Genomic DNA, 15,884 nt, shown 5'->3' with positions numbered 1-15,884 from the left:
ACAGGCGTTGAAGTAGTTGAGGTTACAGGCGTTGAAGTAGTTGAGGTTACAGGCGTTGAAGTAGTTGAGGTTACAGGCGTTGAAGTAGTTGAGGTGTTGGGTGATTTCTCAGTTGAGGTTACAGATGTTGTCTGAGTTGAAGTGTTGGGTGATTTCTCAGTTGGGCTATTAGGACGAGTTAGCCGCATTTCAATTACTCCCTCGCCTTTTACTGATGGCTGTGCTTTCAAAGCCGCAGTAGTTTCAGCTTGAACACTGGTGATTGCTGGATCATGATGTGTAGGCACAGGACTTTGCCTATTCAAATCAAGTTCCCGAACGAGTTGGCTCGTTTCATAAAAATTTCTCAGATCAAAATCATATAAGCTCTGAAATTCCCCTTTAATTAGAATTATCATCTGCCCTGCTTTCAACACTTTAGTTTCAGAAGCTTTCTTGTTAGAAACTTCAATGCCGCTATTTGTAAGCGCACCCACAATTGTGGTGTCTGTTCGTTGGTCGTAGCGTACAAATAATGCTGAACCACGAATTGCTGCTGCTGCACTTGGCGTTTGTATACGTGTTTGTCCCCTTCCTGGTGGGATGAGTAGCAACACAGTTCCATTTGAAAGTTTAAAGTCACGAGTCTTCGGTAAAAATTGAAATAATGCCTGTTCTCCAACTCGTGCCAAAGAGCCATCATTAAAACGCAAATCTGCTAGGGAAGCTCGACCAGTTGACAGCCCGTCCCCAGGAATCATTGCATCTAACTTGCGTGCAGGACGTTTCTTGAGCTTATCTTTGGGTATCAGTTGTACGATATTGTGGAGGTCTTGAATCTCTGCTCGTGTCAAAGGCGTTATGGCATTTACTTTATTTGGCAAAGGCAGTACCATAATTCCCCATAAACCAATCACTAACAATGGAAACGATTTATAAAACATAGTTTAATAACTTGTAATTTTCAACTATTACCAAAAAAATTAAAGTTCAAGCTGTTGATAATTTTTATAGCGGTTTTTTATTTAGTAAATTTGTCTGTACTTTAGCCTAGATTTAATAGATAACAAATAGATAAAAAATTAAAGTATGTGTTTATTTGATTTAACTTTTTTATGAAACTGGCATTAGATACAAAAAAGCCTCCGCTAGATTTAACTGTTAATACTTGCTTGATATTAACAGTTAAATGAGGAGTACAATCCATTTTAATCACACAGATCAGCTACAGGGACAAAAAGTTGTTAGGGATCTGTTGTAAATGACTCACTGTCTGTATTTCACTAAATTTGAGCATCAGTTATAACTGTATCCGATCATCTCAGTTTTGCAAAATAATCTGGGGAAAAATCCGAAAAGCAGCAATTCCAATTTGTAGTTTCAGTATATACCTACAAAGCTAAGATAGATGTACTCAATTGTATATTCTGAGTCGGAACTTCTGATACAGCTTGTGGGTCTATATACATTTGCTTAAGGCGATCAACACAATCTAACAGATGCGACTCAAAAACTGGAATAATTTGTTTTTTTGTATTTTGTTAGTTTCCAGTGGTGGAAGCTGGTGTTGCATTAGAGTAGATGCGGCAGAATCTGCAAATACAGATATTTGGCATTCTAAAAATTTAGCAAGCACACAGGTAAATTATCAGCCATGTCAAAATTGGGAGCAAGAGGTAATTAACTCTTTGTGCAAGCAGTCCAGTGAGTCGCATCCTTCAAACTCGCAGATGCCGTTGAACAAAAGGCAAGGGAGCAGGGAGCAGAAAGCAGAGGAGATAGTAAGTATTGGTGGGATTCGACCCTACCTGTTGCGCCAACTTCCCGTAGGGTACGATAACCAATTAATAGAAGTGGGGGATTCAGACTCATGTTCCCTTGTTCCGTGCCCGCTTCCCCCTGCCTCTTCGTTAAAGCTGGTGCAGCAAACACCCGAAACTACTCAAGCCCCAAACACAACCAAAGAACCTGAAGATACTCAAAAGCAAAATGACCCGCCACAGTTAGAATCGCAGCCAAGTAATTTGCCTACATCTCCTCCTGACTCAAAAGAGGAACTCTTGAATGCACCTGAGATAAATCAGTCCCAAAGGCTAGAGAGGCTAATGCAGCTGCTACAATTGCCAAAACAGCCACCAGAATTTGATAGCGATCGCGAATTGGGGTTGCGGGTGCGGTTACGACCCCTAGAACAGCCTACTTTTCCACCAATAGAACAACCCGTAGTTAAGTTTAAACCTATAGGCTATCTACAAGGGCATGTAGCCTACTTTCAAACGAGTAATATTTTTTCTTCAAAGGATATTCCGATAGAAGATGGTTTAATTTTTTCTGGACTGACGTTAGCCTCTGCATATTTCCCTTTGGGAGCTAAAACTTTTTTAAACGGCTCAATTGATGGCAATCTTATTCGTTATATCAATCAGTCACAATACGATTACAACCAGTTGAGATTTAATCTTGGTCTTTACCAGCAGCTATCGCAGCGAATGTATGGAGAAGTTAGTTGGAGCAATCAACAGTTATTTTATGCCAACAACAGCGATCGCCTAGATAGCTTCAAAGCAGGCGATCGCTTTTTAAATGAAAATTCCTTTCAACTGTCTTTAGGACGGCGAGATCCCCTAACTTCAAAATTAGTACTAAATAGCTTTTACGAATTGAGTGTAAATTTTGCAGATCCCGAAAGTCGCGATCGGATAATCAATTCCTTTTGGGTGTCTCTAAACTACTACTTGCAAAACCCTCTCCAGGTTGGTATTGACTACCAGGTGAACTTTTCGGACTTTACACAGCGCGATCGAGAAGACCAATTTCATCGGTTATTCGGGCACTTAAATTACCCAATATCTGATACCAGCAATGTGAATGTTCAGGCTGGAGTGAGTTTAGGTAGTTCAACCGCCGAAAACATTGATTTTGATGGCTGGTTTTTCACTATTAATTACAGTTTGCAATTAGGTCAGTTTTAAGATTTGTCCTTTGTCATTGGTCATTAGTCATTTGTCAAAAACCAATGACTAATGACCAATGACTAATAACTAATCCAATCACTCCAACTGCCAGCATAAAGTTTACCCTTGCTAATACCAGCTAATTCTAAAGAAAGTAAATTTACGCAAGCAGTAACGCCAGAACCGCAATAAACCAAGATTTCTTCGGCTGTTTCTAGCTGTTCCCAGCGACGGCGTTGTTCTGGTTGAGACAGTAGGTAGCCGGAAGAGTCTGTAACTTCTTGCCAAGGATAGTTGACTGCACCGGCAATATGTCCAGCAATTTTATCAATTGGCTCTCGTTCACCTCGGTAGCGATCGCTTTCTCTTGAATCTACCAATACTACCTCATGGCTATCTTTCCGGCTTTTCACCTCTGTAATATCTACCACCTTTTCTGTTTGTACTTGAGCTACAAACTTACCTATCCGGGGTTGAGGAACAACATTTGTAACAGGATAGCCAGCTTTTTGCCACCCAGCAAAGCCTCCATCCAATACTGCTACTTGTTCGTGCCCTAGATAGCGCAAAAGCCACCATAGACGAGCCGCAAAGGCAAAGCGCGAATCATCATAAGCTACAACTAAACTTTTTTGGGAATTTACCCCAATTGCTGCAAATTTATTAGCTATATCATTGGGGTTAGGTAAAGGATGTCTCCCGCCATGTTTACCCACTGGACTGGAAAGATCCTGATTCAAATCTAAATAATATGATCCCTTTATATGACTTGTTTGGTACTCTTGTTGCCCTAGTTGTGGATCGGCTAGAGAAAAGCGACAATCCACAATAACGACTTGCGGATCTTCTAGATGTTCAAACAGCCAAGCTGGCGAAACAACAAATTGGGAATGGGGCATTGGGAATGGGGCATTGGGCATAGGACAAAATAGTGCTGAGTTAAGAGTTATTCTTCCCTCTGCCCCACTCCCGACTCAGCACTCTTAAGGGGCATTGGTTATTATTTAGTTTTTTTATAAAATGTCAGACTTAGAAAATTTTACACCTAAGTTAACAGCAGATGGTTCTTTCACCTTTGTCTCTCAAGAGTTTGGTGAATCCTTTCACAGCCATTATGGTGCGAAGCAGGAGAGTTTTTTCAAGTTTGTGGAACCTACTCAACTGACTACAGTCGCCCAAAAACCAGCTTTGCGACTATTGGATATTTGTTATGGTCTAGGATATAACACAGCTGCTGCTTTGCAGACAATTTGGGCAGTGAATCCTAACTGTTGTGTTGAAGTAATTGGTTTAGAAGTGAATCCAGCAGTACCACAAGCTGCGATCGCTCATCACTTGTTCGACAATTGGAACTGTAACTATATTGAAATTTTGTCCCAGCTAGCTTTTGAGCATCAAGTGCAAACACCTTGTCTAAAAGCAAAGCTATTAATTGGGGATGCTAGAACTACGATAACCCTACTACATCAGTCGGGTTTCTGGGCAGATGCAATTTTCCTCGATTCCTTTTCACCACCTCAATGTCCTCAATTATGGACTGTTGAATTTATTAAACAACTGTCATTGTGTTTACATCAAGATGGTCTATTAGCCACCTATTCTTGTGCTGCTGCTGTACGCACAGCACTTTTATCTGCTGGTTTGGCGATCGGTTCTACCCCACCAGTGGGAAGGCGATCGCCTGGTACTGTGGCATCTCATTCTAACAGCACTCAGCACTGGCTCAACCATAGCTATCCGCTAACAGCATTCTCTATGCTCTCACAATCTGAAAAAGAACACTTGCTAACCCGTGCTGCTATTCCCTATCGCGATCCTGAATTAAGCGATTCAACGGAAGTCATAGTGATGCGGCGGCAACAAGAGCAACAAGCCTCTTCACTCGAACCTACCTCCCATTGGCGAAAAAGGTGGTTATTGGGAACACAAGGGAGAGATTTTATAGAAACTTAGTTGGTAGTTCGGTTGAGATGTCTAAGACGGGCGTAGCTGCCGCAATTGAAATAGAGACAAGGGATCAGGAGGGAGGAAGGGGAATAATTCAGATGAGGATTTGATACTTCTCTTTTTTGCCAAAAATGCTGATTTATTTTCCAGATACTCAGGCAACAAGTTTTTACAAGCCAATAGGCTTAATTTTATGGTAGCATTCAATACTACATACTATTTGACACTAATAAAATACTGCTATAACTGAGTAAGTAAAAAGCTATACATTTTATGATTACCATAAAGACTTAACATTCAAAATCGGGTATCTCGATAAAAAACAAGGAATTACAAGGATTTTTAGCGCCGCTAAATGAAAAAATATCCGTAAAAAACCTGATTTAAAATTTGTGTTAATTGATCATACTGGAATTAAAAGCAAAAAAATTGACAGCAAGATCCCCCTTGTTTGTAATATAAAAGATAGATGCTGCGAAAAACTTAGATACGCAGCTTGACATAATACATAATTCCTATTAAAACTCTGGCTCAGATATAGTTGAATATTAAATTTATTTTTGAAATCTGACACTGTTAACTTGTGCAAAAAACTGGAGTGCCTTTGTGATTCAATGGAAATCCAACCATACAGGCTTTACAGAAGAAATTGTTAGTGGGCCAAACCCCATTAGCACAGTGAAGAGTATCGGTTCAAATCATGCCGTAGAATCACAAAATAATGTAGAGGCTTATTCTTTAGGCTTATCTCAAGAAGACCTTATGCTTAAAGATAACCAAGCAGTGTCTTCTTGGATAAAAGTTGATGTTAATTGTGGTGATGATTCATTGGTTTCTAGAACACTACAAGCTAAAGGTTCTAAAGTGAATGGGCTTGATTTAGATCCGCCGAAGGTTTTAGTAGTTGACGATCATGCCGCCAGTCGTATGACTGCTGTTGCCCTCTTAGGGATGGAAGGATACGAAGTGATTGAGGCGGATAGTGGTTCCATTGTTGTAGGGTTGGTAACTCAAGAACAACCAGATTTGATTTTGCTGGATGTGATGATGCCAGGAATGGATGGATTTGAAGTGTGCCAATTACTGAAGCAGGATGAACAGACTAGGCTGATCCCGGTGATTTTTATTACGGCCCTAAATGACAGGCGATCGCGTATTCGGGGAATTGAAGTTGGAGCAGATGATTTTCTCACCAAACCCTTTGATCGTGTGGAACTGGCGGCGCGTGTAAAGTCCTTAGTGCGGCAGAAGCGTCTGAACGAAGATTTAGAACATGCCGAACAAGTACTATTTTCTATTGCCATGTCGATTGAAAGCCGCGATCCCAATACAGGCAATCATTGTGAACGCCTGGTAAAACTGGGACAAGCTTTTGGTGAATACCTCAATTTTTCACGCTACCAAATTCGAGATTTGATGTGGGGTGGTTATCTCCACGATATTGGTAAGGTGGGTATTCCCGATGGAGTGTTGCTGAAAAAAGGCAAACTCACCCCCGAAGATTGGCAGATCATGCGGCAGCATGTTTTGATTGGAGAAAAAATCTGCCAGCCACTACGCAGTATGCGGGGTGTAATTCCGATTATTCGTCATCACCACGAACGCTGGGATGGCTCAGGCTACCCTGATGGACTCAAGGAAGATGATATTCCCTACCTGGCGCAAGTATTTCAGTTAATTGATATTTACGATGCCCTAACCAGCGAAAGACCTTACAAAAAAGCTTTTACTTCAACAGAAGCACTTTTAGTAATGCAAAAAGAAACTGATTCCGGTTGGCGTAATCCCAAACTAATGCAGCAATTTGCCGAGTTTATTCTCTCGTATTATGAAAACGAGTAGGCAGTAAAAAATTTTGTAGCTGCCGTGATGAGCAAAAATTGGTATAATCCTGACTCATTGTATATTTCTGTCTTCTATGATTAGCTGGTATGATTTGAACCGATATTTTAAAGTACCAACCGCATTAAACCAATTCGCAATGGGCAACTCTTGGAGACGCTAAAAGCAAACGCCCTCCTATCAAGAGAGCAATTACGTTTTGTGACGGGGATTTAGATTTAGGCTTCCATTCGCGCTGCTTGATAGAAGCTATGCAACTTAAATTCTCAAACTAGGTTAATCATAATTTCACTGATAGCTGATAGCTAATTATGGTAGTTGTAGCAATTCTAGCGGCGGGACGCGGCACACGGATGAAATCACGCTTACCCAAGGTTTTACATTCTTTGGGTGGGCGATCGTTAGTTGAGAGAGTTCTCGAAAGTGTAGAACCACTTTCGCCCTCATGGCGAATCGTAATTGTAGGATATCAATCTGAGGAAGTGCAAGCCGCCATGCATTCAATTCCCCGTTTGGAGTTTGTTGAACAGACTGTGCAACTAGGGACAGGTCATGCCATCCAGCAATTACTTCCTCACTTGGAAGACTACACTGGGGATTTGCTGGTACTTAACGGCGATTTACCATTGATACGTAGCGAAACCCTCAAGCAGATGTTACAAACTCATGCCCAAAATAAAAACGCTGCCACTATTCTGACCTCCCATCTATCCGACCCTACGGGTTACGGACGAGTTTTTTGTAACGATGAAAATATTGTGCAGCAAATGGTCGAACACAAGGATTGTACTGCTGCTCAAAGACAAAATCACCGGATTAATGCTGGAGTTTACTGCTTTCGTTGGCCAAATTTGGCAAAGGTGTTGCCCCATCTACAAGCAAACAATGCTCAAAAAGAATACTATCTCACTGATGCCGTAACTCAAGTGGGAAAAGTTATGGCAGTGGATGTAGAAGATTACCAAGAAATTCTCGGCATCAATGATCGCTTGCAACTAGCAACAGCTTACGAGATTTTGCAAAAACGAGTCAAGGAAAAATGGATGCTGGCGGGTGTCACTCTTATCGACCCCACAAGCATCACTATTGATGAAACTGTAGAATTACAACCGGATGTAATTATTGAACCCCAAACTCATCTGCGGGGAAATACGGTGATTAAAACAGGAAGTCACATTGGCCCAGGAAGTTTAATTGAAAATAGCCAGTTGGCTGAAAATGTCACGATACAGTATTCAGTGGTGACAGATAGCACTGTGCAGGCGGGAAGCCGAATTGGCCCCTATGCTCATTTGCGCGGTCAGGTAGAAGTGGGTGCTGGTTGCCGTGTAGGGAATTTTGTGGAATTGAAAAATACTCAATTAGGCGATCGCACAAATGCAGCACATTTGTCCTATCTAGGTGATACCGTTGTCGGCAATCAGGTGAATATTGGTGCCGGTACAATTACTGCCAATTATGACGGCGTGAAGAAACATCGTACAAAAATAGGCGATCGGACAAAAACGGGTTCCAATAGCGTTTTAGTAGCTCCACTCACCTTGGGAGATGATGTCTACGTAGCTGCTGGTTCCACTGTTACAGAAGATGTGCCTAATGATTCTTTGGTAATTGCCCGTAGTCGTCAGGTGGTGAAACCAGCTTGGCGCAAGAAAAGCCAATAAAGCGATAATTAAAGAAATCGGAAGTCGAAAGTCGGAAGTACAGTTTTGTAACGGGAATTTAGACCCCGCCTAACATACTTGCAGCTTCTAAGAAGCCGGGGACTTAAACCCACAGAATCTTGTTAAATCATCAGATTAGCTGATTCAACTACAGGTAAAAGATGAGAAAAACAAAACAACTTACCGCGATTATTGAGTGTGAGGAAAGGGGCTATATATCCCTTTGTCCAGAATTAGATATTGCTAGCCAAGGCGACACTATCAAAGAAGCACGCAGTAATTTGGTTGAGGCGTTGGAATTATTTTTTTAAGACAGCTAGCTGACCCCTCTGAAATCCAAGATCGGCTAATTACAGAAGATGGAAGAACTGCTAGAACTTAGGCAATTTCTAGAACAAGGCAAAATCCATGAGGCGTTACTGTTGGTGGATGAGTTAGAAGAAATGAGCCTCAGTGACAAAATCAATAAAATTGATAGTTATGGTGTAATTCTGCTCATCCATTTAATTAAACAAAAGGCCGAAAAACGTTCTACTCGCTCTTGGGATGTTTCGATAGAAAATACAGTGCGTGAAATCAATAAAATAAACAAGCGCCGTAAATCCGGTGGTTTTTACTTGAATCAAGCAGAATTGATAGATATTCTGGAACAAGGATATCAAGTGGCACTGAAAAGAGCGGCGCTAGAAGCTTTTGAAGGGCGTTATGAAGCCCAAGAATTAGCCGCAATGGTTGACCAGGAAGAAATTTTAACTCAGGCGCTAGAATTTATTCAACAATAGCCAATCAATTCACTATCATTCCATTCCAAGGTGTCACCAATTTTTTCGCCGTCATGGTAGGCGGCGAGTAATATTTCACTGGTTTTACCCCAAGCGATCGCTCCACTACAATCTAAAGCGATCGCTCCCAAATCCCGTTTGTTCTGGTGCGATTCTGCAAAGGATCGCTGCATGGCCTCCTTCAGGGACATTCCATCAGTTACACGTACTACAATTCGGGGAGCTAAACACTCATCGATGATATCTTCACCAATACCAGTACAGCTAACACCAGCATTACTAGTAGCATAATTACCGGCTGGCATCGCAGAATCGCTTACCCTGCCAATCCGCTCAAAGCCTTTACCACCTGTTGAAGTGGCAGCAGCTAGCCTACCAGATGCATCTAAAGCTACTACACCAATGGTGCCGCGTCCGGCATTGCTGGTTTCTACCAATTCGGGTTCTGCTACCACGCCAGCCATTGCGCTTTTAAAATTATCCTGGCGTTCTTGTATCCACTCTTGTAACCGCAAATCAGTTAAAGCATTATAGCTGGGAAGTTGCATTTCCCGCGCCAACTCAGCCGAACCGAAATCTGATAGCACTCGATCTGGCGAACTTTGTAAAAATTGCGCTAACTCAATGGGATTTTTCACCCGCGAAATATTAATTACACCACTAAACCGCCCTAATGCGCCATCCATCAGAGAAGCACTCATGCGGATTTGCCCATCAGATTGTAGTACCGAACCAGTACCAGCATTAAAGCGGGGGTTATCTTCGAGCATTTGGCAACCATGCACCACCGCCTCAGAGGCAGTTGCTCCGCATAATAGTAGAGAATAGACTTCTTCTATTACTGTATGGAGCGATCGGCGCACCGCTTCCAATCCGCCTTTACCGTGGAGAGAACTACCAGCCCCCCCATGAATAATTAATTTAGGTTGCACCTGTAACTCCATTAATCTCTTGCGCTATTTGCGTCTGTGTTGCGGTTAGTTTCATTTTGAGCTTCAGAACGGTGACGACGACAACGTTCTGAGCAGTATTTCACATCGTCCCAACAATCTTGCCACTTTTTACGCCATGTGAAAGGACGTTGACATACCGGACAGATTTTTGTAGGTAGGTCAGATTTAGAACGAACACGTCCCATATAAATACTGTGTATATGAGAATTTGATTTTTGAGAGAGATGGAAAATAATTATAACCAGTTTGCTAGGAAGGGAGGATACTTTCGGTGAACAAATATATTGTCAATCTATCTTTAGAGTTGTTTTTTCTTCCTCAGAACTTATGCACAAGCAACGGAAAAGCTGGCTTCCCGTTCGCGTAGCGTCTCCGTCAGGAGAAGGATAAGAGTACTACTGAGGACGCAGAGAACACGGAGGAATAAGAGTTTGTAGTAAGTACTTCAGTGCTTAAAAATTCAGGGCGAAAATCCTTACTAGGAACTTATTTACTTCTCAAATTTAATGGGATAGAGTAATAGCCTAATTCAGAGGGTTATAGTCTAAAAATAGATGATCTAAAAGCTTAACTTCGTAAGGATTTAAATCTGAAGCAGATGTTCCGAATTCCTGTAATTTATGGTAAATAAAATCACGTTCAAATGTTTCAATACGTTCTTCTAAGTCTCCATAGAGTTCCTGAAAGGTAAACTCAGTTGCTAAAGCTAAGGTAATTTGTTCTCGATTTTTACCAATTGACTGAGCGTTAAATTGATAATCACCTTGAGAATGCTGGGTTAATAGCCCAAGAGCGATCGCTAAAATCACCGTCTGATAAGCTAGCTTTAATTCTCTACCAGAACCAATTTCCTCTGGGATTAAATCGGGAATGTTTTCATCTGGCTCGATTTGTTCGCTCTGAGTCCGTTCATAGCAGTCTCGATAATACTCAATTTGACCGAGAAAATAAGCCGGAAAGCCCAACGAACGAGTCAAAATACACAACCTCTGCTCATCTTCAGCTACTGAGACGGTTAAACTACGACTAAATCGGCTGTAAAACGCAAAAATTTGTTCTTTATCTTTTGCTCCCAGCCAGAGGGTAATCTCCCGTTGAGAAGTTGGGTTTAAGTTAGCGTCAATATCTTGAAGTCGCAACAACAAATTAGCGCCATCATAAAGTTGATTCAAACGCAAATTAGCTGTATTGGCGGCAATGAAATCTGATTGCTTTAATACTTCGCCAATAGATAAATTACCCAATTGCTCGAACTGCTGACGAGCAAAGGGCATAAGTTGATTCTGAAATTCTTCAGCAGAAATTTTCCACGATTGAGAACGGCTAACCTGTTCTTGAGTAAACTTTTCAGTTGGTAATGTGGAAAGGAAACTTTGGTAATAAGTATCAATATCCGCGCCGTAGCACTCAAAATCAGTCCGCGCTCCCAGCAAATAACTTACTCTGCTTTGAATGGAATCCAATTCTTCAATTTAATTTCGCCGTGCATCTGCAATCGAACCGCAGATGCGATCACAGTTCCAGGAGCGATCGCGGCATAAATGTCACCAAGTACCGAGGTAAGCGCTCACCGCAAAAAGCTGGTTAATTATCAGACTATTGGTAGTTTACAGGAATATGTTTTAGTTTCGCAAGATGAGATAAAAGTGGAAGTTTATCGTCAAGATTTGCAAGGGAATTGGACAAAGGAGATTTTGGGAAGTGAGGATAAATTGGTTTTAAATTCGGTCAATTTATCGCTAACGATGACAGATATCTATGAGGATATTTTTTGATTTTGGCGATCGCTAAACCTGTATAATTGATTTTGAGACTGATTCACTGATTCGTTATAATATTAGACGATAAACTTTGCTAAAGAGGGGAAATGCATGACTAGCCGCGAGCAGCTTATCCAAGAACTTGCAGAGGTTCCAGATGAGTTAATTAAAGTAATGTTAGATTTTTTGCATAGGGTTCAGACAACGCGTAGTCATCATCCTCTAGCAAAATTTGCTGGTATTTTGAGTGATGAAGAGGCATCTGATTTACAGGAAGCAATTCAAGTTGATTGTCGTCAGGTTGATTTAAATGAGTGGTGAGATTGCATTAGATACTTCTGTTGCAATACGTTTTTTGAATGGTGATCCTAATGTTGTTTCAAGGGTGTTGGCGTTACCAGAAATATTTTTGTCGGTGGTAGTAGCGGGAGAGTTACTGTTTGGGGCTGAGAACTCGACTCGACCGTTGAAAAATCTTCCTCGATATTTCGAGTTTATGGAAGTTTGTACGGTTGTGCCTGTGGAAAAGAGAACGGCAGTTATCTATGCTCAGACTCGTTCGGCTTTGAAGCGCAAAGGACGACCAATTCCTATGAATGATGTTTGGATTGCAGCGCATTGTCTGGAACATGGTTGGGTACTTGTGACCGATGATTCAGATTTTGATTATGTAGATGGATTGGTTATAGAGCATTGGTAATGATGGCTATTATGTTTTGAGATCGCCTTTTCCCATCATCTGAGCGCGATCGCATAGGTTGAAATGATACCCGCCTTTAATTTGATGAAAATTGAACTAGCGATCGCTATTCATCAATCAATATTTAAACCTAACCTACAGCAAACTCAGTATCATAGCGCACCCTAGCAGGTTGAAAACCCAAAACTATATCTTCATGTGGTACACCTAATTTTAATAACTCATAGGCAATTCCATCTTCCGTACCATTTAACCTTTGATTCGTGACAATTTTACACAAAGCTGCCTGCACTAAGAATTATGATCAACTAAGGTCAACAACAAACGGCTAACTACCCGATTATCTGGTAATTGATAGAAATTCAACTCTCCTCCTAGTTCCTGCATGAGGTTTTGACAGATTAGCAAATGTAAACCTGGTGGTTGGTCAAGTTTGGAAGGAGCAAGCACATCTTTGGGTTTATTATCATGTAACTGTGTGAGTAGCTGTGGTTCGATCGCACCGTTGTATGTAATCGACAGTTCTAGAGATGCCTGATGTTCAGTCCCTCCACTTTCAGAAGAATGCTTTGAATCTGAGGATTTTGACGCATCTAAACGACGACACCAAATATCAATTCTGCCACCGATTTGAGAACGGTTGCAGGCATTAACTAATAATTCATGGATAACTAATTCAATTTTGACAATATCACCAGTGATCGCCATTGCGGATTGAGCGCTGGAGATAGGAATATCTCTGGCGAGTGAAGAATTATTTGGCGATTGTTCCTCAATCTGTTGTCCCAAACCGTGTACACCAATCCACAGCTTTTGGTGTTTAAGTAAATTTTCAATGCGTTCGAGCGATCGCTTTAATAAACTGGCTATGGGCATAGTTTCCCAACTTACATGTAGCTGCCATTGCTCAAGTTTTAGCATTCCACTCATGGAGGCAGCTGTATGATCTAATTGCCGCAGCAATAGTTCGTAGCGCATCTGAGTCAATTCATTAGTAGGAATACCCAAAGTGTGTATTTGTCTAAGGGATAGCGCCGTTATTCTTTGAATTTCTTCTAAGCGGCGATGTTTGTACCAGTTGAGTTGTCGTAATTCTTCTGTTGTGGATTCTAAAAGTCGGGTAATTAGCTTTTCACGACGCCACCAGGCTAATTGAGAAATCAGAGTTGCAGTTGCACTGAGGTTTTGTTCAGACCAGTGACGCTCTTGATAATCTGCTAACACCACTACACCCGTAATTTCATAATCAGTATTGGTACGTAATGCCATTACCAAAATTTTACCTTTGTCTGGAGTATTCAACCATTTTCGAGTTTTGGGGGGTAAATCATCTACGTTCAAAGTCAGATAACTCTCTGTGGAAAGCGCCCACTGAATTAGTGCCTCAGCCTCGATAGAAATAGATGCATCGGAAAAAAGCCCAAATAGGCTATTGTGATCTACTCCAGGGATAATTTCTGCCCAACTTTCACCAGGCGACCAGGATAGCAGTATCGCTAAGGGACAACCCAGAATCGATGCTATTTGTTCGAGTGCTGTACGTTCTAAATGTTTTTTGCCTATCTCAATTTTGCTATTCTGGGATTGTGTCAGGATGCGTAGGCATTGCTCAAATGCCTGGGAAGTTTTTTGCTGCTGGGTCGTGCGGTTATGTAATTGCCACTGGCGAACAATTACACCAATCTGTTGACTAACGGCCCAGAGTAAATCTTTTTCAAGAGTTGTCCAAGAACGATGGGTTTCGTGAGTGATGACCAAAAGCGTTGCTGGTATATGCTCGTGAGTGCATTTACAAATAAGTAGCGATCGCACTCCACTTTCTAACAACAAAGGACGCCAATTAAAAAAGCGTAAATCTTCATCTATATTCTCAATTTCCACCGCTTGAGTTGAACGTTGCAAAAGCTGCCTATCTAACTCTTTGAGAGTATTAAGGGCAAATGCCAACGGTCGGCGATTATAGGGCTGACTTTGGTAAATAAATTGATAATTATTTTGTTCAGAATCATACTGCAATAGCAAAAAGCGGGTGGCAGTTAATCGAGCTAAAACTCTTTTAGCACAGCTGTCTAAAGTTTCCTGAAGTCCATGTTCGCTATAGATACCTTGAGCAACTTGGCCAGTCAGTTGGGCATCCTCTTGAATCTGTTTGATAGTGCTTTCCATGCTTTCGGTAGTTGCGACCAGGGAAATTAAGCCAGCAGCACCTTGGACAAAATTTTTGTCTGTCTCCGTCCAGATTCGAGGTTCATTGCTTTCAACCGCCAGAAAACCGAGTAAGTTCTTTTGCCAAATTATCGGAGCTGCCAAGAGCGATCGCACCTTCAGCCGTTGTAGCAATTTTGCCGTAAAATGGCTCTTTAAAGAGCTACGTGCATCACCAATCGAGACAATTTGGTTAACTGTCAAAGCATAATAAAAGTCGCTCAACTCCTGTACCGTCATTCCCGCCGCTTGCTGACTGCTAGAATTGCGATCAATTTTCACCAGATGATTGCTCATCCGACACCAAAAGTAGCGCCCTTCTCGCTCAAACCAGTAAACATTTGTCCGGTTGGGCGAGACAAATTTATGAGTTGCTTGCACCGTTGCTTCAAGTCTTTGATTAAGGTTACTAAGGGTGCGTAAATTTTCTAGTAATTCTAATAATGGTTCGTCGGTTCGCTTGGTTTGCTTTTGCTGCAAATCCATCTCATTTTGATAAAGCACTGCCCCCAGTTCGCCTAAAACTATCATCAAACGTGCTTTTGTTTCCCCTGTCAGTAGGTAGCCCCAGCGTTCTGAACCCAGTAACAACACACCTAAGCAACGGTCTTTATAACGAATTGGTAAAATAATCGTTCCTTGGATGTTGGATTTTTCAGCAATTTTTCGCCATTCGGCGGCACGGATTTCAGTTTGTAAATCAGCTATGCCCAAGGGATGCTGTTCAATCACCGCTTGCTCTAATAAATCTCCAGGACTAAGAACAACCCTTTGGCGTAAAAAGCTCGTGTCACGATCGGGTGTGATGCCCCCTTTGCCGAATAATATGTGATTCAGGCGATCGTAAAGAGCAATCCAAATCAGTTTGTAGTCAAACTGTTCTTTAAGATAAGAAATAGTGGTTTCAATCAGAACGTCAACATCATCTTCTTCTCTGAGGCTCTGGAGGACGCGCCCCAATGAGAGGATCTGCTGTTCGGCGGCTATAGATTTTTGCGGCTGCCCCATCTGATTTATTGGTTTATATAACTTGTAATATATAAGATGCCCAGAAAAGTACCCTGAGTAATATTGCCATCGGTGTTTGCTAAAAGTTTT

At 41.6% G+C, this 15,884-nt stretch carries 16 protein-coding genes; 9 read left to right on the top strand and 7 right to left on the bottom strand.

Annotated elements, in window-relative coordinates; all coding sequences use genetic code 11:
- Window positions 1-923: FecR family protein (locus V7K25_RS21610; protein ID WP_335160498.1), on the bottom strand; the 923-nt coding region annotated here is incomplete at its 3' end.
- 555 nt (window positions 924-1,478) lie between these two features.
- On the opposite strand from V7K25_RS21610, the gene V7K25_RS21605 reads away from it, so the two are divergent.
- On the top strand, window positions 1,479-2,951 hold the full coding sequence (locus V7K25_RS21605; protein WP_335160497.1) for a hypothetical protein: 1,473 nt from the start codon (window positions 1,479-1,481) through the stop codon (window positions 2,949-2,951).
- A gap of 62 nt (window positions 2,952-3,013) precedes the next feature.
- On the opposite strand, the gene V7K25_RS21600 is transcribed toward V7K25_RS21605, so the two are convergent.
- On the bottom strand, window positions 3,014-3,832 hold the full coding sequence (locus V7K25_RS21600; protein WP_335160496.1) for a sulfurtransferase: 819 nt from the start codon (window positions 3,830-3,832) through the stop codon (window positions 3,014-3,016).
- Window positions 3,833-3,953: 121 nt separating this feature from the next.
- On the opposite strand from V7K25_RS21600, the gene V7K25_RS21595 reads away from it, so the two are divergent.
- The 5 genes from V7K25_RS21595 to V7K25_RS21575 all read left to right on the top strand — a co-directional run bounded on the left by V7K25_RS21595 (window position 3,954) and on the right by V7K25_RS21575 (window position 9,168).
- Entirely contained in the window at window positions 3,954-4,886 is a 933-nt protein-coding gene (locus tag V7K25_RS21595; protein WP_335160495.1) for a tRNA (5-methylaminomethyl-2-thiouridine)(34)-methyltransferase MnmD, read from the top strand.
- A 600-nt stretch (window positions 4,887-5,486) separates the two neighbouring features.
- The gene (locus V7K25_RS21590) at window positions 5,487-6,722 is read left to right on the top strand and encodes a two-component system response regulator (RefSeq protein ID WP_335160494.1); all 1,236 of its coding nucleotides are present in this window, start codon (window positions 5,487-5,489) and stop codon (window positions 6,720-6,722) included.
- A 311-nt stretch (window positions 6,723-7,033) separates the two neighbouring features.
- Window positions 7,034-8,386 carry a bifunctional UDP-N-acetylglucosamine diphosphorylase/glucosamine-1-phosphate N-acetyltransferase GlmU gene (glmU, locus tag V7K25_RS21585; RefSeq protein ID WP_335160493.1) on the top strand — a complete coding sequence of 451 codons (1,353 nt, stop codon included), beginning with the start codon at window positions 7,034-7,036 and terminating at the stop codon, window positions 8,384-8,386.
- A 161-nt stretch (window positions 8,387-8,547) separates the two neighbouring features.
- A complete protein-coding gene (locus tag V7K25_RS21580) occupies window positions 8,548-8,697 on the top strand; it encodes a type II toxin-antitoxin system HicB family antitoxin (RefSeq protein ID WP_335160492.1) in 150 nt (49 codons plus the stop codon).
- 48 nt (window positions 8,698-8,745) lie between these two features.
- Window positions 8,746-9,168, top strand: a complete 423-nt coding sequence (locus V7K25_RS21575) for a DUF29 family protein (RefSeq protein WP_335160491.1) — start codon at window positions 8,746-8,748, stop codon at window positions 9,166-9,168.
- On the opposite strand, the gene V7K25_RS21570 is transcribed toward V7K25_RS21575, so the two are convergent.
- From V7K25_RS21570 to V7K25_RS21560, 3 genes are all read right to left on the bottom strand, one after another.
- Window positions 9,159-10,112 (bottom strand): isoaspartyl peptidase/L-asparaginase, encoded by a 954-nt coding sequence (locus V7K25_RS21570; RefSeq protein ID WP_335160489.1) that lies wholly within the window; start codon window positions 10,110-10,112, stop codon window positions 9,159-9,161. The genes V7K25_RS21575 and V7K25_RS21570 overlap by 10 nt on opposite strands.
- Window positions 10,112-10,306: a DUF2256 domain-containing protein gene (locus tag V7K25_RS21565; RefSeq protein WP_334974886.1), complete on the bottom strand. Its 195-nt coding sequence runs from the start codon at window positions 10,304-10,306 to the stop codon at window positions 10,112-10,114. The genes V7K25_RS21570 and V7K25_RS21565 overlap by 1 nt, the downstream gene beginning before the upstream one ends.
- A gap of 339 nt (window positions 10,307-10,645) precedes the next feature.
- Window positions 10,646-11,584, bottom strand: coding sequence for a hypothetical protein (locus V7K25_RS21560; protein WP_335160488.1), 939 nt, complete (start codon window positions 11,582-11,584; stop codon window positions 10,646-10,648).
- Window positions 11,585-11,662: 78 nt separating this feature from the next.
- On the opposite strand from V7K25_RS21560, the gene V7K25_RS21555 reads away from it, so the two are divergent.
- The 3 genes from V7K25_RS21555 (at window position 11,663) to V7K25_RS21545 (ending at window position 12,581) form a co-directional block, all read left to right on the top strand.
- Window positions 11,663-11,896 (top strand): Uma2 family endonuclease, encoded by a 234-nt coding sequence (locus tag V7K25_RS21555; RefSeq protein ID WP_335160487.1) that lies wholly within the window; start codon window positions 11,663-11,665, stop codon window positions 11,894-11,896.
- Between the two features lie 96 nt (window positions 11,897-11,992).
- Window positions 11,993-12,202 carry a hypothetical protein gene (locus V7K25_RS21550; protein ID WP_335160486.1) on the top strand — a complete coding sequence of 70 codons (210 nt, stop codon included), beginning with the start codon at window positions 11,993-11,995 and terminating at the stop codon, window positions 12,200-12,202.
- The gene (locus tag V7K25_RS21545; protein WP_335160485.1) at window positions 12,192-12,581 is read left to right on the top strand and encodes a type II toxin-antitoxin system VapC family toxin; all 390 of its coding nucleotides are present in this window, start codon (window positions 12,192-12,194) and stop codon (window positions 12,579-12,581) included. The genes V7K25_RS21550 and V7K25_RS21545 overlap by 11 nt, the downstream gene beginning before the upstream one ends.
- 130 nt (window positions 12,582-12,711) lie before the next feature.
- Here the strand turns inward: V7K25_RS21545 and V7K25_RS21540 are convergent, their stop codons facing one another.
- Together V7K25_RS21540 and V7K25_RS21535 are read right to left on the bottom strand one after the other, a co-directional pair.
- The gene (locus V7K25_RS21540) at window positions 12,712-12,873 is read right to left on the bottom strand and encodes an element excision factor XisI family protein (protein WP_335160484.1); all 162 of its coding nucleotides are present in this window, start codon (window positions 12,871-12,873) and stop codon (window positions 12,712-12,714) included.
- Window positions 12,873-15,794: a sensor histidine kinase gene (locus V7K25_RS21535; RefSeq protein ID WP_335160483.1), complete on the bottom strand. Its 2,922-nt coding sequence runs from the start codon at window positions 15,792-15,794 to the stop codon at window positions 12,873-12,875. The genes V7K25_RS21540 and V7K25_RS21535 overlap by 1 nt, the downstream gene beginning before the upstream one ends.
- Window positions 15,795-15,884: the final 90 nt, after the last annotated feature.

This window comes from Nostoc sp. (assembly GCF_036919495.1).
GTDB lineage: Bacteria > Cyanobacteriota > Cyanobacteriia > Cyanobacteriales > Nostocaceae > Nostoc.
This window is presented reverse-complemented; position numbering and strand designations above follow the sequence as displayed.